We start from the raw sequence: 17,585 nt of genomic DNA on the forward strand, positions 1-17,585 counted from the left end.
CTGCCTTGTTGCAGCGATTTTGCGCCGTCGACGAGCGCGGAAGAGTGCACGGCGCACCGGGACTCGCGGTTGTGGTGGCGCATCGCGTTCAGGCGTGGCGCAGAGGGCCTTGTCGCAAGAAAGAAAGGAAGCGAGAATGGGTGACAGCGAGCAACTTAGACGACCGATTAAGAGGGCGAGATAAAAGGCCGCAATGTGCGGCTCGGTCGGTCGGTTGTTGTTGCTTTCCTTTTTTGCCGACCCGGCAATGTGTGGCGTCGACGCGCAATGTGTGCCTTACCATCAACTCATTGCCGGGATTCTGCTTTTCGCACATTGCCGAGGCTGCCGATGGCTGAAGAGAACGACTTTCAGCCTCGGCCTGGCCGCATCCGCTCCTCGCGGAGCCAGCGGGCCAAGCCATTTATCGCCCAGGCGCTTGCCGCCGCTCAGCGCGCCGGCGGCGGCATTTCGCGGACGGGCCAGCTCGCCAACCATCGTCATTCGCGCTTCGGCCGAGGTCGGGTCGCCAGCGTGCAGGCAAACCGTCTGCTCACCGGACGCTCGCGTCTGGTGACGATCAAGGCCCGCGTTGTTCGGCATCGGGCGAGATCGGCGCCGCTCGCCGCGCACCTCGGATATCTCCGGCGCGAGGGCGTTACCCGGGACGGGGAGAAGGCCAATCTGTTCGGTCCGGACACCGAGGATGCCGATCCCAAGGCCTTTGCTGAGCGCTGTCAGCATGACCGTCACCATTTCCGGTTCATCGTCTCGCCCGAGGACGCGCCTGACATGGCCGACCTCAAGGGCTTCGCTCGCGAGCTGGTCGGCCAGATGGAGAAGGATCTTGGCACCAAGCTCGACTGGCTGGGCGTCGATCACTGGAACACCCAGCACCCGCACGTCCACATCATCGTGCGCGGCGTCGGCGAAGACGGCCAGGAGCTCGTCATCTCCCGCGACTACATCAAGGAAGGAATGCGCGCTCGCGCCCAAGATCTGGTCACACAGGAACTCGGGCTGCGCTCCGACCTCGACATCCAACGCTCCCTTGAGCGCCAGGTCGAAGCCGAACGCTGGACACAGCTCGACCGCCAGCTTGTTCGCGACGCAGGCCGGCATGGCGTCGTCGACCTTGCGCCCAATCCGATGCAGCAACCTGATCAGTTCCATGTGTTGAAGGTCGGCCGGATGCGACGCTTGGAAAGCCTAGGCCTCGCGCATCAACTCGGGCCAGGCCAATGGGTCATGGACGAGGCCGCCGAGACGACGTTGCGCGAGCTCGGCGAACGCGGCGACATCATCAAACGCATCCACCGCAGCCTGACCGAACGCGGCATCGAGCGCGGGACCGCGAGCTACGTGCTGGCGGGCGAAAGCCTCGACGTCCCCATCATCGGGCGCCTCGTCGATCGCGGTCTCGACGACGAACTCAAGGGGACCGCTTATGCCGTGGTCGATGGCGTAGACGGCCGCAGCCACCACATCAGGCTGCCCGATCTCGACGCCGCCGGCGACTGCGCACCGGGCTCGATCGTCGAGCTGCGCAAATTCGATGACGCGAGAGGGCAGCGTCGCGTGGCGCTCGCCGTCCGTTCCGACCTCTCGATCGAAGCGCAGGTGACGGCGAACGGCGCGACATGGCTCGACCACCAGGCCGTCGCACGCGACCCTGTGGCGCTCGGCCAGGTCGGCTTCGGGGCCGAGGTCCGCGGCGCCCTGCAACGGCGCGCCGAGCAGCTCGTCGAGCAGGGGCTCGCCGGGCGCCAAGCGCACGGACTGGTATTTGCGAAGAACCTGATCGGCACGCTGCGCCGTCGGGAGTTAGAGGATCTCGGCAAGCAGCTCGCCGCCGAGACCGGCCAGCCGTTCAACCCGTCGGCTGCTGGCGAACATGTCGCCGGTGCTTATCGGCAGCGCTTCGCGCTCGCCTCTGGCCGCTTTGCCATGATCGACGACGGTCTCGGCTTCCAGCTCGTGCCCTGGACGCCCTCACTCGAAAAGCAGCTCGGCCGGCATGTCTCCGGTGTCGCCCGCGCCGACGGCGGCATCGATTGGGGTTTTGGGCGCAACCGGGGGCTCGGCCTGTGAACGATCCCTCCAATCATCGACGTCAGGAAAGGACGGCCGTCATGTCCGCGACCAAGATTCTCTGGGGGCAGGTCATCACGGTGTTCGCGATCGTCCTGCTGACGATCTGGACCGCGACGGAGTGGACGGCCTGGCGGCTCGGCTTCCAGCCGCAGCTCGGGCAGCCCTGGTTCGAGCTGCTCCATTTTCCGTTCTATCTCCCACCCGCCTTTTTCTGGTGGTGGTATGCCTACGACGCCTACGCACCCTCAATCTTTATCGAGGGCGGCTACATCGCCGCGTCCGGCGGCATCATCGCCGCGGCGGTCGCGATTGGCATGTCGGTCTGGCGCGCCCGCGAAGCGAAGAATGCCGAGACCTATGGTTCGGCGCGGTGGGCCGAGGCAAAGGAGATCGAGCAGGCCGGATTACTCGGGCCCGACGGCGTCGTGCTCGGCCGGTTGGAGCAGACCTATCTTCGCCATGATGGACCAGAGCATGTCCTGTGCTTTGCGCCAACCCGGAGCGGCAAGGGCGTCGGCCTCGTCATCCCTTCGCTGCTGACTTGGCCGGGCTCGGCGATCGTCCACGACATCAAAGGGGAGAACTGGCAGCTCACCGCCGGCTTCCGCGCACGGCACGGCCGCGTCCTTCTGTTCGATCCGACCAACGTGAAGTCGTCGGCGTACAATCCGCTGTTGGAGGTCCGCCGTGGCGAGTGGGAGGTGCGCGACGTCCAGAACATCGCCGACATCTTGGTCGACCCGGAGGGTAGCCTCGAGAAGCGGAACCACTGGGAGAAAACCAGTCACGCGCTCCTGGTTGGCGCGATTCTCCACGTCCTCTATGCCGAGCCGGACAAGACGCTCGCCGGCGTCGCAGCCCTCCTGTCCGATCCGAAGCGGCCGATCGAGTCGACGCTTACCGCGATGATGCGGACGGCGCATCTCGGCGAGGCCGGCGTCCATCCAGTGGTCGCGTCCGCTGCGCGCGAGTTGCTGAACAAATCCGGCAACGAGCGCTCCGGCGTCTTGAGTACCGCCATGTCGTTTCTGGGGCTCTACCGAGATCCTGTGGTGGCGGAGGTCACACGGCGCTGCGATTGGCGGATCACCGACATCGTCGGTGGTGACGGGCCGACCACGCTGTACCTCGTGGTGCCGCCGTCGGACATCAACCGCACCAAGCCGCTGATCCGCCTGATCCTCAACCAGATCGGCCGCCGCTTGACCGAGGAACTCCTCGCCAAGGCTGGACGGCGCCGGCTCCTCCTGATGCTTGACGAATTCCCGGCGCTCGGCCGGCTCGACTTCTTCGAGTCCGCGCTAGCCTTCATGGCGGGTTACGGGATCAAGAGCTTCCTGATCGCCCAGTCGCTGAACCAGATCGAGAAAGCCTACGGACCCAACAACTCGATCCTCGACAACTGCCACGTCCGGGTCAGCTTTGCGACCAACGACGAGCGGACCGCGAAGCGGGTGAGCGACGCACTCGGCACGGCGACCGAGATGAAGGCGATGAAGAACTATGCCGGCAGCCGGCTCGCGCCTTGGCTGGGTCATCTGATGGTGTCGCGGTCGGAGACCGCCCGCCCGCTGCTGACGCCCGGCGAGATGATGCAGCTGCCACCCTCCGATGAGATCGTCATGATGTCGGGTCTCCATCCGATTCGGGCGAAGAAGGCGCGCTATTACGAGGACGGACGCTTCCAGGAGCGCATCATGGCGCCGCCGACGCCGACCAACCCCCGTGACAACCGGCCGGACGATTGGAGTTCACGGCCACTCCCGCCGCGCCCCACGGCTCCTGCGACGTCGACCGACGACGCGAACGATGCAGAGGATCCGAAGACCGCCGACCGCCGGCAGCAGCCGGAGCTGGACCGCGACACTGTGGAGAAAAAGGAACCGCTGGACAACGAGTTCGCGCCAGACTTTGCCGACGAGCTCGAGGAAGATGCCCCGCGGATCAGGCGCATGAACGACATGATGCAGGGCGTCGCGCGCCAGGCATCGCTCGATCCTGGCGACGATCTTGGATTGTGAGGCAGGCATGACCGCGCCGAAGAAGAAAGCCCAGATGTCGGTCTATCTGGATCCGGACGTCATGAAGACGCTGTCGGCTTATGCCGCTCGGCGCGAGCAGCCGATGTCGCTCATCGCCGAAGCCGCCATTGCGTCTTTTCTGTCGCCTGACGCCGACGAGCGGCGGGAGGCCGCCACCGCCAAGCGCCTCGACCAAATCGATCGTCGGATCGCGCGGCTTGAGCGGGATGTCGGGATTTCAGTCGAGACCATCGCTCTCTTCATCCGCTTCTGGCTCACGACGACACCGCCGCTCCCCGAACCAGCCGCCAAGGCCGCGAGGGCACAGGCCGGAGCGCGTTATGATAACTTCGTCGCGGCGCTGGGCCGGCGACTAAGCCACGGGCCACAGCTGAGGCAGGAGATCCCGGATGACGTGGATAGCGTTCAGTCTTATTCCCGCCCAGAACCAGCGGGGTCCGAAGGTAATTAGGGAGCCGCAATAGTCGCCAGCCCCGCTCCGGCCCCATTCGTCTCAGCGGATTATTGAGCGCCTGCGCGAAAAGTTCTGTTCACGGAGGCGCCGCGCTGCGTGGCGCGAAGCTCGTAGTCGTTCCGAATGGAACTATTGTCATAAGCGCCGGCAATATCCTTCGACGTTGCGAGCTCAAAGCCAGCGGGGTCAAGCCAACTAACGCGGGCACCGTGGGGAACAGGTATCACGTTGTATCGTGGCCGCGCGCCATTGGTTCCAGTCAATTCGACCGTCTCCGGAGCAAATGGTACGGCGGCGTGCTCTCGCCTGGGCAAGCTGTTCTGCCACTCGAGAAAAAGCTGCGGATCGATGTAGTCGTCGGGCTCGATATCCACGTGGTTTGCGTGCAACCAAGTTTCGAACTCTTCACGACGTTCGGCAGCGCGCTCTCGTGTGTGAGCTAGCCCTTGTGCAAGCACATAGGCGACGAACGGATCGTGTGTGCCCCATCGCAGCAGTTCGCGAGCCCAAAAGCCAAACCACGGTAAACCCGTGGTAACGCGCCACTCTGAAAGCGACGGTACCGCGTAGGGGTCGCCCGCGCCTGCCGACCAGGCCTGCGCGACGACCGCTCCTATGGCGACACCCAACTTGAATTCGAGGTTGTCGGCAACGAAGCGCTGCCAGCTCCGAAGCTGATCCGCATCAGGTCCAGCGGCGTCCGCTACTTGCATCCACCATGCCAGCACGTCCCGCCAGTTTGCGAGCAGCGCCTGATCGCCGACCGTGGCGCGCACCCGAAATCCGAACCCGCGATCATTAGAGAGAAGCATCCCGATTTGTTCGAATACGCGCAGCCGGGTGCTAGCATCATCAACCCCGTAGCTGTGTGCTGCTGCCATCAAAACTCGGATTTGAGGAGCAACCCCCTCGAAGCGACGGCCAACGATCGGAGAGAAGCCATATTGATAGAGACGCCGACGTTCGTCCGCGTCCGGGTAGACGGTTTCCACCACCGCGCGGCCACGCCGTATAAACGCTTGCTCCATCCATTCTTCTTGGGCGGCAGCAACCGCGGTGAACGTTCGCCGCCATAGTTCGATGAGCTGAGCTTCGGCTTCGGCGCCCGTCATGCTCACTTCGTCTGCACGTGCGACCTCCTCCAGCGCCGCGAGCAGCACGCCGTCAAGTTCATCAAGACTATCTGCTAGGCGAGCGCGAAGTCCGCTCGCTCCCTCACCAGCCTCGGGACTGATATTCGGCGGAAGGACCTGATCGAGCCAGTCCAGAAATCGGTTAGGCGGCAGCCCAAGAACGCTGATTGCACGATCGCGGATTGCGGTCAGGAGCATGGCCAACGGACTCTCGACCGCATCAGCATCGCGTTCCTCGATCAGCAACGCCGTTCGGAGCTGTTCATAGTCTGTCACGAGATCACGACGTTGCCTGCGCTGAACCCCGACGAAACTGTCTGCCGTCGTGGAGATCGTGGTTGGGAGCGCTATAAGCGTCATACCCTCGATCCCTCGGGCGGCTCCGGGCCGTCCAGCCCGGCCTGCGAGATTGCGGAATTCCGCAGTGGAAAGTGGCGTTATTATCTGTTGCTCGTTCTCTGCGTCCCAAGAGCGCCGCTTCAGCGACGAAAGAAGAATTAAGTCGAACGGAAGGTTAACTCCCTCTGTCAATGTCGCGGTTGCGACCGTTATCGGGCAAATTCTCCCCTCGATCATTTCGGTCATCAGGCGCCGAAGCCGTTGCGGCATTTGGCCGTGGCTCGTCGCAATGCCCCGATCAAGGAGCGCGAGCTCGAAGGAGTCGACGCCGCAATAGTCGATACAAGCAGCCCGTGCTTCGTCGTAGCGCCCGCGCAGTTCCCCGTCAGGCGCCGAGAAGCCAGGCGCTGTCGCCCATGTCGGCAGTTCGAGAGCTTCCTTGAACCAGCGCATCGTCTGTTCTGGTTCCTGCGCTACGGAGATAAGAATGCGTTGATCTTCCTCGACCAAGTGAAGAGCCGTCCAAAGTACGGTTAGACTATTGAAGCGATTGAGACTATTCCGCATGCCCGCTGGCAATTGCGGCATTTGTTCGATTCGAAGCCGGAGATACACGGGCTGCTCCTCGCCACGCAGATACAGCGGTCGCCCGTTCATGATATCGAGAAGGATCCGGCACGGGCGGTTCGGTGTTGTTTCCAAAACGCCGATAACCTGTCGAGTGCTTCGATAACGCACTCCTACGGCTTCAGCGTCGGGCCGCCCCTCGACCCAACGTGCTACAGGCAGGGATGCGCCTCCCGCCACCGCAGTGAGCGCGATTCGCACGACGTCCGGCCGCCTTGCGAGAACGCGCGATATGAAGCTTTCGAGCCGGAGCGAGCGATTGCGGTGCTCCGAAAAACTGATCCTGGTGTTCTCCCCACCCTCCGGAACCACCTGGTGTGCTTCGTCAATGACCACAAGCCGCAAGCGCCCAAGCAAAAGGGGACCAAGGTAGCGCATCAGCGCATCCGCCTTTTCTACCGTCACGATGAGCACGGTCGGTTGTTCACCGCTCAGCCAATAATCCGTGATGCCCCAGTCCGCGCCGCCATAGAGTCCGGTGACGATCATCTCATCGCCGAGCTCACCTCGAAGCTTAGCCTCCACTTCACCAGCTAGGGCGCGCGAGGGCACGAGATAGATTGCCAAGGGGGCGACGTCCTTGTGCCCCCGTAGCAGCAACTCTTTGACCAACGCCATGTTGGCGACCAGCGTTTTGCCAGATCCAGTTGGTGTACAAAGAGCAAAGGAACTGTCCCTCAACAGGCGCTCCAGCCCCTGCAATTGCGAGGTCCAGAGAATACCGCGCCCCCGGCTGAATTGTCCCCGAGCGTAGGCCAGGAGCTTCGAACGTCGGTCGGGATTGAGGTCCGATAGCGCATTGAGGGGACGATAGATGCTTGCGCGTCTGAAGCCATCCGCTACCTGCTTCAGCAGTCCTACGAGGAGCGAGGCGTCGTCGCTGAAAACACGCGCGGCCATTCCATCAAGGGCGTTGAGCTTCTCCATCGCGCGGCCGCCGCGCTCATCATCCCCACGTCGTAGACTGTCAGCCAGGAGCCCGAGGCAGCGCACGAGCTCGACGGTGAAGAGCCAAGTTACTCGGTCATCATCGTCGAACGCGTCTAGCAGGCTGTTGAAGAACTCAGCCGCGTTCGCAAACGAAGGCTGAATCGTCGCCATTGTGTATGTAGAAGTGACCGACGAGCCTGCCCGCCGTGCCGATCATAGCCCATCCGCGACCGCAGGCGGGGTCATTCTCATCGTGCCCTTCCCATGAGAACTCCGCGCAGGCCGAACCGTCTCGCGCGCCGTAGCGGACATCGAGGAAGCCGTTTAGCGCACCGAAGGCAATTTCACCGTCGGACTTGCCCTTGAAGGTGAGATGCGCCTCGTCGACGAGGTCGAGGAAGTCGCCGTCCCAGTTGTCCATTTCGACGATGCGCCAGCGGCCAGCAAAGGCCTTGGCGAAGCCGGGCACCTTGGCCATCAGCCGGCCTCCGCGATCAGCTTGGGCAGCCGCACCAGATTGTAGGCGGCGGCAGCGAAGGTAAAGGCCCATCCGACGCGTTCACGGCCACGGAAGCGGGTCTTCTCTTGCCCGGCGACCGTCTTGATCCAGCCGAATGCCTCCTCGATGCGCTTGCGGATGCGCTGGCTGACGGCATAGCCGCCGTGCCGGGTCGTTCGCCCGTCGATCGCAGAGCTGCGGCCGCTGGTGTTCTGCGCAACATGCGGCGTCACGTTCATCGAGCGCAGCTCGTTGACGAAGTCTTCGGCGTCGTAGGCTTTGTCGGCGCCAAGCGTGATCGCTGTCGGCCGGTCGGCACGCGGTTCGATCATGTGCAGCGCGGCCACCCGTTCGGCATGCCCGTCGGCCCGCGTCAGGCAGGCGTCGACCAGCAGGCCGTGGCGGTTCTCCATCAGCCCATGCCCGATGAAGCACAGCTTCGTCTCCTTGCCTTTGCCCTTGCGGTAGAGCCTGGCATCCGGATCGGTGGTCGAAGCATGGGTGTCGTTTGAGCGTTTCTGGCCATGGAAGTCCGCTTCGGCATTGCGCCCGCCGCCTGGCGCCGGCGGCTCGCCAGAGCCATCCTTCGGCTTCACGCTCTTCATCGAGGCCCAGGCCTCGATCAGCGTGCCATCGACCGAGAAGTGATCGCTCGACAGCAGCTTCTTCACCTTGGGCTGCGCCAGCACCGCCGCCAGGAACTTGGCCGCGATGTCGCCTTCCAGCAACCGGTCGCGATTCTTCGAGAACACCGAATGGTCCCAGGCTGCGTCGTCGACGCCAATTCCGACGAACCAGCGGAACAGCAGGTCGTATTCCAGCCGCTCCATCAAGAGCCGCTCCGAGCGGATCGAATAAAACGCTTGCAACAGCATCGCCCGCAGCAGCTTCTCCGGCGGGATCGACGGCCGCCCAATCGGCGAATAGAGCGCGGCAAACTCGCGCTCCAGCGTCGACAGCGCCTCGTTCACGATCGTCCGGATCGCTCGCAGCGGATGGTCACGCCGCACCCGCGCCTCCAGATCGACGTAGCTGAACAGCTCGCCCATTCGATTGTCGCCGCCGCGCACGCCCCATCTCCGAATCTCGTCGGAGCCAATGAATCACGGTCGCTGGTCGGCGGCGAGCACCTTTTTCAACAGCCTGCTAGGTCGGGTCTAGCCAATTTTTCGGAGGCGTCTGGACTCGTCAGATCGCGGTGGGATGCCCAAAACTCGGCCGCCCGCTCCAGCACGTTGTTCAAAATCCGCACGCAAGAAGGCAGCGTACAGAGCGACCCCATCGTGCTCGCTATCAACCTGCCCCAAAAGACCGGACGCCATTGCTGGGAGGCCGCCAAGTTGGTAGGCGGCAGCAGCAAGTATCTCGATCGGAACAACGGCGCGGATGCTATCCGCTGCTCGCGTCAGCCACTCAAGGATTTCGCCTGTGCGGCGAAAGCAGGCGATAGCGCCTGGCGACGCCGGCCCATCGACTTGCTGAAATATATGTGCTGCATGAAGGAGACGCCTTGCGTCCTGCAGCTGACTGGCGGATTCCTGGTCCGTCCATTGAATTGTAGGCACTTGCCATGTCGCCTGCAGACAGCGAACATACGCTCGAGCCTGTAGGCGCGAGAGTTCATTTTCCACGGCCAGTTGGCGGCGGAGATTGTTGGCCAGGTCGAGCCGTTCAGCATCAAATTCTGGCATAGCTCAGCCTACGTCCAGAGCGAAGAATACAGGCCATCGATGAGCAATTCTCCGTCGCTCAGGATGAGCTCAACGACCTGTAGGTCATGAGGAGCGGTGTACTCGTTCGGCAGTTCCTCCCAGCCGATCAGCACGTCTCCTTCCTCTCTCCGTTGCGCGCCGTTACCCGCGATCAGAATGAGGTTCGTGCGAGGCAGCGGCCGTGGGTGATCGAGGATCAGCGCCTCATCGAGCGACAAGATCGCCGCCGCATAGCCCTCCGAATCTCGCTGTTCTAAAAGCCTCTGCAGTTGGCGCAAGCCATGCGGCACCGGTGTGTCCCGATTTATTTCAAACCACACACCTTTCCCCGAACGTGTGCGCTCTCCAGTGTCCGGGTCGGTGATAAGCTCACCGAGCATCAGCTCATTGAAGACACCATCGGTGAGCAGGCGGCGCCATTTGGCCTCTCCAGCGATAAACCTCGATACCCGACCATCATCATCCAGAACGACTCCGATGAAGTCGCTCCCGAATCGGCCAAACACCTCGCGCCACCGCCGCCCGTCTCGAGCCAGTGAGAATAAATAGGCCTCAACATCAGCGTGATACCGAAACAGGTAGATCGGCACGCGCCAAGCGTGACCGCCGACAAACGAATCGCGAAAAGCTTCCGTGAGCATTCCCGCCATCACCTCCCCGAAAAGACCGCGAAGCGCCTTCAGGGGGAGGCAGTTCGGATAGCAAGCCTCCTCGCCGGGAGCGCCAGCGTCCGGGTGAAGGTTGATCCCGATCTGAGCGTGGAAGTATTCCCGCGCGTCTGTGTGAGCCGACTCGAAGTACGGCCTTAGCCCGGCGATCAGGTCGTTGTCGGTGTCGGATTTTTGCTCGAGGAGAAGGTGGCCGAAACGCCCCCGCACGCTGTCGAAAGATTCGAGCCATTCGTCGAGCGCCTCGCTCGGGGGCGGACAGGTGTGCATCGTTGATAAAACGCCTCAACCAAAAATTGTCGCTCGCCGGGAATATACCCTGTTATCGTTCGATGAAACTAGGCCTTTGGCGGTCGCAACGACCAAAACCGGGCCTACACGTGCAGTATGACCGTCGTCCATTGCAATTCCGAAAAAGTAGTCAGTAGCAACCTGGCCCCGCATCCCGGTTAGGATATCGCCTTCTATGCAGCAAGTATTTTTTCTCTGCTCTACGCCCGATCGCTACGACGGCTGAATACTTGTTGAACTGCGACAGTTCCTGCCTTTTCTATCCATCCCCGTTGCTAATCGCTTGCCGCGATTGGCGCTCGACGGGGGACGATCGTGGCGGGCACTTCACTCCATTCGGAAGCGTTCTCGCGTGGCGCGCGCATGCTGCGCACCGCGCTGGGTCCCGCGATCGCCACCTTCCTCGAAGACCCCTCGATCGTCGAGGTCATGCTCAACCCCGACGGCCGGCTCTGGATCGACCGGCTGTCCGGCGGGCTGGAGGATAGCGGACGAACGATGTCTGCCGCCGACGGCGAGCGGATCGTGCGCCTGGTCGCGCATCATGTCGGCGCTGAGGTGCATGCCGAGAAGCCGCGCGTCTCGGCCGAGCTTCCCGAGACGGGGGAGAGGTTCGAGGGGCTTCTTCCGCCCGTCGTTGCGGCGCCGGCCTTTGCGATCCGCAAGCCCGCCGTCGCTGTTTTCACCCTGGACGACTACGCGGCGGCCGGCATCATGACGGCCGGCCAAGCGGGCCTGTTGCGCGAAGCGGTCGCCGCCCGCAAGAACATCCTGGTCGCCGGCGGCACCTCGACCGGCAAGACCACCCTGACAAACGCGCTGCTGGCCGAGATCGCCGGCACCACCGATCGCGTGGTTCTCATCGAGGATACGCGTGAACTGCAATGCCGCGCTCCGAATCTGGTCGCGCTGCGCACCAAGGATGGCGTCGCGTCGCTGTCCGATCTGGTTCGGTCCTCCCTCCGCCTACGCCCAGACCGGATTCCGGTCGGCGAGGTACGGGGCAGCGAAGCCTTGGAGCTCCTCAAAGCCTGGGGCACCGGCCACCCCGGTGGGATCGGAACGATTCACGCCGGCACGGCGCTGGGCGCGCTTCGTCGCCTCGAGCAGCTCATCCAGGAGGCCGTCCTCACCGTTCCCAAGGCGCTGATCGCCGAGACCATCGATCTCGTCGCGGTACTGCGCGGCCGCGGCAGCGAACGCCGCCTCGCCGAACTCGCTCTCGTCGCCGGCCTCGATCCCGCCACCGGCGATTACCGCGTCCAGTCGGCCGGGGCGGGCGGCCAATCCTCACTTCCCGGAGACCCGTCATGATTCAGTGCCCTCCCGCGATCCGTCGTGTTCGTCGCCGCTTCGCCGACCTAGCGGCAATTGTCTTCATCTCCATCGCTTTAGCCCCTGCGGCCTACGCCTCCGGTTCCTCGATGCCGTGGGAGACGCCGCTCAACCAGATCCTGGAGTCGGTGCAGGGCCCGGTCGCCAAGATCATGTCGGTCATCATCATCACCGTGACCGGCCTGACGCTCGCCTTCGGCGATACGTCCGGCGGCTTCCGCCGGCTGATCCAGATCGTCTTCGGCCTGTCGATCGCCTTCGCCGCGTCGAGCTTTTTCCTGACCTTCTTCAGCTTCTCCGGCGGAGCGTTGGTGTGATGGCTGCGATCGTCGATCCGGAAGTGCCGGGCTTCTTCGCGCCGGTCCATCGCGCGCTCACCGATCCGATCCTGATGGGCGGCGCGCCCCGCACGGTTGCGATCGCCAACGGCACGTTGGCGGCGGCAATTGCACTCGGCCTCCACCTCTGGATTCCCGGAGCGCTGATTTGGGCCGTGGGGCATGCCGCTGCGGTCTGGGCGGCCACGCGCGACCCGCAATTCGTGGACGTCGTTCGACGTCACCTCCGCTATCCATCCTATCTCCGCGTGTGAGGCTTGCATGCTGAACCTCGCCGAATACCGCAACCGACCCCACAGTCTTGCCGACTTCCTGCCCTGGGCCGCTTTGGTCGAGAAGGGCGTCGTCCTCAACAAGGACGGCGCGTTCCAGCGCACGGCGCGCTTCCGCGGTCCGGATCTCGACAGCGCGACGCCGGCCGAGCTCGTCGGCGTGACCGCCCGCCTCAACAACGCGTTGCGGCGTCTCGGCTCAGGCTGGGCGATCTTCGTCGAAGCCCAGCGCATCGCCGCCCAGACTTATCCGCACAACACTTTTCCAGACGCCGCATCAGCGCTGGTCGACCTGGAGCGGCGGGACGCTTTCGAGGAGGCCGGTGCGCATTTCGAGAGCCGCTATTTCCTGACCTTCGTCTGGCTGCCGCCGGCCGAGGACGCCTCGCGCATCGAGAACTGGCTCTATGAGGGCCGTGCGCAGAGCGGCGTCGATCCACGCGAGTTGCTGCGCGGCTTCGTCGATCGGACCAACCGCGTCCTGCAACTGGTCGAAGGGTTCATGCCCGAGGTGGCGTGGCTCGGTGACGGCGAGACGCTGACCTACCTGCATTCGACCATCTCCACCCGGCAACAGCCCGTGCGCGTCCCCGAAACGCCGATGCATCTCGACGCGCTGCTCGCGGACGAGCCGCTCGCAGGCGGCCTCGAGCCGCGTCTGGGGAGCCACCACCTTCGCACGCTCACCGTGGTCGGCTTTCCGACCGCGACGCATCCCGGGATCCTCGACGAGCTGAACCGGCTTGCCTTTCCCTACCGCTGGTCGACCCGTGCCATCCTCCTCGACAAGACCGAGGCGGTGAAGCTGTTGACCAAAATCCGCCGACAGTGGTTTGCCAAGCGCAAGTCGATCGCCGCCATCGTCAAGGAGGTGATGACCAACGAGGCCTCGACCCTGGTCGATAGCGATGCGGCGAACAAGGCCGCCGATGCCGATCTCGCCTTGCAGGAACTGGGTACCGACGATGTCGGTCAGGCCTACATCACCGCGACCGTCACCGTCTGGGATGAGGACGGAGGTCTCGCCGCCGAGAAGCTGCGCCTCGTCGAGAAGGTGATTCAGGGGCGCGACTTCACCTGCATGCCGGAAGGGGTGAACGCGCTCGAAGCCTGGCTCGGCTCACTGCCCGGGCACGCCTACGCCAACGTCCGCCAGCCGCCGCTCTCGACATTGAACCTGGCTCACATGATACCGCTTTCGGCGGTCTGGGCCGGGCCGGACCGCGACGAGCATTTCCGCAGCTCTCCGCTGTTCTTTGGCAAGACCGAGGGCTCGACGCCTTTCCGCTTCTCGTTGCACGTCGGCGACGTCGGCCACACCCTGATCGTCGGGCCGACCGGGGCCGGCAAGTCCGTGCTGCTGGCGCTGATGGCGATCCAGTTCCGGCGCTACCGGAAGAGCCAGATCTTCGCCTTCGATTTCGGCGGCTCGATCCGCACGGCGGCGCTTGCCATGGGCGGCGACTGGCACGACCTCGGCGGAAGCCTGTCGAACAGCGCTGACGATTCCGTCTCTCTTCAACCGCTCGCACGCATCGGCGATGCGGCGGAGCGCGCCTGGGCGGCCGAATGGGTGACCGCGATCCTCGCCAAGGAGGGCGTCACCATTGATCCGACCGTGAAGGAGCACGTCTGGTCGGCGTTGACGTCACTGGCATCCTCGCCGGTCGAGGAGCGCACGATTACCGGCCTGACGGTTCTATTGCAATCGACCGCGCTCAAGCAGGCACTGCAACCTTATTGCGTCGGCGGCTCCTCCGGCCGCCTGCTCGACGCGGAAGCCGAGCAATTTGGTTTTGCGTCGGTGCAGGCGTTCGAGACCGAGGGCTTGATTGGCGCTGGAGCTGCGCCTGCCGTCCTCACCTACCTCTTCCATCGCATCGAGGGACGGCTCGACGGCCGGCCAACCCTCCTCATCATCGACGAGGGGTGGCTCGTCCTCGACGATCCGGCCTTCGCGCAACAGCTCAGGGAATGGCTGAAGACGCTGCGGAAGAAGAATGCCTCCGTCGTGTTCGCGACCCAATCGCTCTCCGACATCGACGGCAGCAACATCGCACCCGCAATCGTCGAGAGCTGCCCGACGCGCATCTTCCTGCCGAATGAGCGCGCGATCGAACCGCAGATCACCGCCATCTACCAGCGGTTCGGTTTGAACGACCGCCAGATCGAGATCATCGCGCGGGCGACGCCGAAGCGCGACTACTACTGCCAGTCTCGCCGCGGCAATCGGCTCTTTGAGCTCGGCCTCGGGCCGGTCGCGCTGGCCTTCTGCGCCGCGTCCTCCAAGGCCGACCATGCCGCCATCGAACGGCTGCTCGCCGAGCACGGCCACGACGACTTCACGCCCGCTTGGCTCGCTGATCACGAGTTGCTCTGGGCCGCCGATCTCATCCCTGACCTGATAAATCTGGAGGTGCAATCATGATCGCTCATCAGACGCGGCGCGCAAGCTTGACCGCTGCGACCGCTCTCTCGCTTGCCTTGTCGATCTCGCCGCCTTTGACGGCGCCGGCCTCTGCGCAGTGGATCGTCTACGACCCCACCAACTTTAGCCAGAATGTGCTGACCGCGGCGCGCGAGCTGCAGCAGATCAACAATCAGATCCAGATGCTGACCAATCAGGCCCAGAGCCTGGTGAACCAGGGAAAGAACCTCGCCAACCTGCCGTTGTCGACGCTGACCCAGCTTCAGGCACAGGTCGCACGGACTCAGTCACTGCTGAGTCAGGCCCAGAACATCGCCTTCAACGTCGAGCGCATCCAGACGGCGTACTCCAGCACGTACGGCACGGCGGCGGGAATGGGCTCCAATGCGACAATGTTTGCCACGGCCCAAAGTCGCTGGCAGAACTCGGTGGGCGCTTTCGAGGACTCGCTGAAGGTGCAGGCCGGCGTCGTCGGCAATATCTCGACCAACTCCAGCGCAATGAGCTCGCTGGTCACCGCGAGCCAGTCGGCAAGTGGCGCCCTGCAAGCCGCTCAGGTCGGCAATCAGCTTCTGGCCCTGCATTCCCAGCAGCTATCCGATCTCGTCGCGGTGCTCGCCGCGAAGGGACGGGCGGATGCGTTGGAGCAGGCGCGCGTGACGGCGACCGAGTCGCAGGGCCAGCAGCAATACAAGATCTTCTCGACACGCAGCGGCTATCAGCCCGGCAACGTCACCATGTTCAGCGGCAACTGAGGTACCGATCATGGAGCGCTCGGATATTCTTCGCGCAGGCGCGATGATCATCGTGTTCGCCATTTTCCTTGCCGCGCTGCACGTCATTCATCGGCGTCCGGCGGAGCAGCCCATATCCGACGCCCCCTCTGTCTCCGCTCCCGATGATCTCTCGGCCGAGTTGCGCCGTTGCGGCGCGCTCGGACCGCAGGATGCCGAAGATCCGCACTGCCAGGCGGTTTGGAAGGAGAACCGCGCGCGCTTCTTCGGCGGGCCGGCGCGGCCACTTCTGCCGCAGGCCGCGCCGGCCACGCCGCCGATGACGAGTGATCCACAGGGAGAGAAGCCGTGAACAATGTCGGCGTCATCGACACCTTCCTCAACACCTTCACGACCTACATCGATTCGGGTTTCGGCCTGATCAAGGGCGAGGTCACCTATCTGTCGTCGACGTTGATCGTCATCGACATCACGCTGGCCGGCCTGTTCTGGGCCTGGGGCGCAGACGAAGACATCCTTCAGCGGCTGGTGAAGAAGACCCTCTACATCGGCTTCTTCGCCTTCATCATCACCAACTTCACCAAACTCTCAGGCATCATCTTCAATAGCTTCGCGGGTCTCGGCCTGAAGGCCGGCGGCTCCTCGATCTCGACGGCGGACTTTTTGCGGCCCGGCAAGCTGGCGCAGGTCGGTCTCGATGCCGGACAGCCGTTGCTTGACGCAGCAAGCCAGATGATGGGCTTCACCAGCTTCTTTGCGAACTTCGTCCAGATTGCCGTTCTGATGGTGTCCTGGCTCTTGGTGCTGATCGCCTTCTTCATTCTGGCGGTGCAGCTCTTCGTCACGCTGATCGAGTTCAAGCTGACGACGCTCGCTGGTTTCATCCTCATTCCGTTCGCGCTCTTCAACAAGACCGCCTTCCTTGCGGAGAAGGTGCTGGGCAACGTCGTTGCCTCCGGTGTGAAGGTCATGGTGCTCGCCGTCATCGTCGGCATCGGCACCGGGCTCTTCTCCCAATTCGCCACAGCCTATGCCGGCGGCCAGCCGACCATCGAGCAGGCGCTCTCTGTCGTGCTGGCGGCACTCGCCATGCTCGGCCTCGGCATCTTCGGTCCCGGCATCGCCACCGGTCTTGTTTCCGGCGCGCCGCAGCTTGGCGCGGGCGCTGCCGTCGGCACCGGCCTTGCCGTCGCCGGTACCGCAATGGTCGGCGGCGCGGCGCTCGGTTTGGCCGGAAGGGGAACGATGGCAGCTGGCTCCGGTGCTGCGGCCGCCGCGCGTGGTGGTGCGGCGATGGCGGGCGGTGCGTCCTCCGCCTACAGCCTTGCATCGGCCGGTGGGTCCGGCGCTGGCGGCGTCGCGTCCGGTCTCGGCGGCGTGGGCCGTGCGGCGGCAAGTCACGCGGCAGCTCCCGTCAGACGCGCCGCTGCGCGAGCAACGGGGGCAATGACGGAAAGTTTTAGCTCTGGCGCCCGTGCCGGCGTCGCCAACACCGGTGGCTCCTCGACGATGGGGACCATCGGGAGCGGCGCCGCCGCAAACGATGGAACCGCATCTCAAGCAGCGAACGAGAGCGGTCCGCCCGCCTGGGCCCAGCGCGTCAAGCGTAATCAGGTCGTCATTCACGGCGCGCAGACGGCCGCGCAAGCCCTCAAATCCGGCGACAGCCATGGCGGCGGTCACGCCGTCGACCTCTCGGGAGGAGAATAA

Annotated in this window: 14 protein-coding genes; 10 read left to right on the forward strand and 4 right to left on the reverse strand. The window is 64.0% G+C overall.

The genetic code is table 11. From position 1 onward, the window contains the following. The first annotated feature begins 330 nt into the window (after window positions 1-330). The 3 genes from JEY66_RS05925 to JEY66_RS05935 are packed head-to-tail and all read left to right on the forward strand — an operon-like array spanning window position 331 to window position 4,566. Complete coding sequence (locus tag JEY66_RS05925; protein ID WP_018268891.1) at window positions 331-2,070, forward strand: relaxase/mobilization nuclease domain-containing protein; 1,740 nt, start codon at window positions 331-333, stop codon at window positions 2,068-2,070. Between the two features lie 41 nt (window positions 2,071-2,111). Beyond that, a complete protein-coding gene (locus JEY66_RS05930) occupies window positions 2,112-4,094 on the forward strand; it encodes a conjugal transfer protein TraG (RefSeq protein WP_018268890.1) in 1,983 nt (660 codons plus the stop codon). A gap of 7 nt (window positions 4,095-4,101) precedes the next feature. After that, window positions 4,102-4,566, forward strand: a complete 465-nt coding sequence (locus JEY66_RS05935; RefSeq protein ID WP_018268889.1) for a hypothetical protein — start codon at window positions 4,102-4,104, stop codon at window positions 4,564-4,566. A gap of 50 nt (window positions 4,567-4,616) precedes the next feature. Here JEY66_RS05935 and JEY66_RS05940 read toward each other — a convergent pair whose 3' ends face one another. The 4 genes from JEY66_RS05940 to JEY66_RS05955 all read right to left on the reverse strand — a co-directional run bounded on the left by JEY66_RS05940 (window position 4,617) and on the right by JEY66_RS05955 (window position 10,747). After that, the gene (locus tag JEY66_RS05940; protein ID WP_018268888.1) at window positions 4,617-7,769 is read right to left on the reverse strand and encodes a DEAD/DEAH box helicase; all 3,153 of its coding nucleotides are present in this window, start codon (window positions 7,767-7,769) and stop codon (window positions 4,617-4,619) included. Further along, window positions 7,732-8,076 (reverse strand): hypothetical protein, encoded by a 345-nt coding sequence (locus tag JEY66_RS05945; RefSeq protein ID WP_018268887.1) that lies wholly within the window; start codon window positions 8,074-8,076, stop codon window positions 7,732-7,734. Before JEY66_RS05945 ends, JEY66_RS05940 begins: the two co-directional genes overlap by 38 nt. Beyond that, a complete protein-coding gene (locus JEY66_RS05950; RefSeq protein WP_038387925.1) occupies window positions 8,076-9,167 on the reverse strand; it encodes an IS5 family transposase in 1,092 nt (363 codons plus the stop codon). The genes JEY66_RS05945 and JEY66_RS05950 overlap by 1 nt, the downstream gene beginning before the upstream one ends. Before the next feature lie 629 nt (window positions 9,168-9,796). Continuing rightward, complete coding sequence (locus JEY66_RS05955) at window positions 9,797-10,747, reverse strand: hypothetical protein (protein WP_018268883.1); 951 nt, start codon at window positions 10,745-10,747, stop codon at window positions 9,797-9,799. A 336-nt stretch (window positions 10,748-11,083) separates the two neighbouring features. Here JEY66_RS05955 and trbB point away from each other — a divergent pair, with 336 nt between their 5' ends. The 7 genes from trbB to trbL are packed head-to-tail and all read left to right on the forward strand — an operon-like array spanning window position 11,084 to window position 17,585. Further along, window positions 11,084-12,082 (forward strand): P-type conjugative transfer ATPase TrbB, encoded by a 999-nt coding sequence (gene trbB, locus JEY66_RS05960; RefSeq protein WP_018268882.1) that lies wholly within the window; start codon window positions 11,084-11,086, stop codon window positions 12,080-12,082. Then, window positions 12,079-12,420 carry a TrbC/VirB2 family type IV secretion system protein gene (locus JEY66_RS05965; protein ID WP_026191851.1) on the forward strand — a complete coding sequence of 114 codons (342 nt, stop codon included), beginning with the start codon at window positions 12,079-12,081 and terminating at the stop codon, window positions 12,418-12,420. The genes trbB and JEY66_RS05965 overlap by 4 nt, the downstream gene beginning before the upstream one ends. Continuing rightward, window positions 12,420-12,695: a VirB3 family type IV secretion system protein gene (locus tag JEY66_RS05970; protein ID WP_018268880.1), complete on the forward strand. Its 276-nt coding sequence runs from the start codon at window positions 12,420-12,422 to the stop codon at window positions 12,693-12,695. Before JEY66_RS05965 ends, JEY66_RS05970 begins: the two co-directional genes overlap by 1 nt. A 7-nt stretch (window positions 12,696-12,702) precedes the next feature. After that, window positions 12,703-15,141, forward strand: coding sequence for a conjugal transfer protein TrbE (gene trbE / locus JEY66_RS05975; RefSeq protein WP_018268879.1), 2,439 nt, complete (start codon window positions 12,703-12,705; stop codon window positions 15,139-15,141). Next, window positions 15,138-15,896 (forward strand): P-type conjugative transfer protein TrbJ, encoded by a 759-nt coding sequence (gene trbJ / locus JEY66_RS05980; RefSeq protein WP_016841933.1) that lies wholly within the window; start codon window positions 15,138-15,140, stop codon window positions 15,894-15,896. The genes trbE and trbJ overlap by 4 nt, the downstream gene beginning before the upstream one ends. Before the next feature lie 10 nt (window positions 15,897-15,906). Then, window positions 15,907-16,227, forward strand: coding sequence for a putative entry exclusion protein TrbK-alt (gene trbK-alt / locus JEY66_RS05985; protein WP_018268878.1), 321 nt, complete (start codon window positions 15,907-15,909; stop codon window positions 16,225-16,227). Further along, window positions 16,224-17,585, forward strand: coding sequence for a P-type conjugative transfer protein TrbL (trbL, locus tag JEY66_RS05990; RefSeq protein ID WP_018268877.1), 1,362 nt, complete (start codon window positions 16,224-16,226; stop codon window positions 17,583-17,585). The genes trbK-alt and trbL overlap by 4 nt, the downstream gene beginning before the upstream one ends.

The sequence above is a fragment of the Bradyrhizobium elkanii USDA 76 genome (assembly GCF_023278185.1).
GTDB lineage: Bacteria > Pseudomonadota > Alphaproteobacteria > Rhizobiales > Xanthobacteraceae > Bradyrhizobium > Bradyrhizobium elkanii.

Bases quoted from the DNA above. Each gene is read 5' to 3' on its own strand.
- JEY66_RS05925 (WP_018268891.1), top strand. From the start codon at position 331: ATGGCTGAAGAGAACGACTTTCAGCCTCGGCCTGGCCGCATCCGCTCC.
- JEY66_RS05930 (WP_018268890.1), top strand. From the start codon at position 2,112: ATGTCCGCGACCAAGATTCTCTGGGGGCAGGTCATCACGGTGTTCGCG.
- JEY66_RS05935 (WP_018268889.1), top strand. From the start codon at position 4,102: ATGACCGCGCCGAAGAAGAAAGCCCAGATGTCGGTCTATCTGGATCCG.
- JEY66_RS05940 (WP_018268888.1), bottom strand. From the start codon at position 7,769: ATGGCGACGATTCAGCCTTCGTTTGCGAACGCGGCTGAGTTCTTCAAC.
- JEY66_RS05945 (WP_018268887.1), bottom strand. From the start codon at position 8,076: ATGGCCAAGGTGCCCGGCTTCGCCAAGGCCTTTGCTGGCCGCTGGCGC.
- JEY66_RS05955 (WP_018268883.1), bottom strand. From the start codon at position 10,747: ATGCACACCTGTCCGCCCCCGAGCGAGGCGCTCGACGAATGGCTCGAA.
- JEY66_RS05965 (WP_026191851.1), top strand. From the start codon at position 12,079: ATGATTCAGTGCCCTCCCGCGATCCGTCGTGTTCGTCGCCGCTTCGCC.
- JEY66_RS05970 (WP_018268880.1), top strand. From the start codon at position 12,420: ATGGCTGCGATCGTCGATCCGGAAGTGCCGGGCTTCTTCGCGCCGGTC.
- trbE (WP_018268879.1), top strand. From the start codon at position 12,703: ATGCTGAACCTCGCCGAATACCGCAACCGACCCCACAGTCTTGCCGAC.
- trbJ (WP_016841933.1), top strand. From the start codon at position 15,138: ATGATCGCTCATCAGACGCGGCGCGCAAGCTTGACCGCTGCGACCGCT.
- trbK-alt (WP_018268878.1), top strand. From the start codon at position 15,907: ATGGAGCGCTCGGATATTCTTCGCGCAGGCGCGATGATCATCGTGTTC.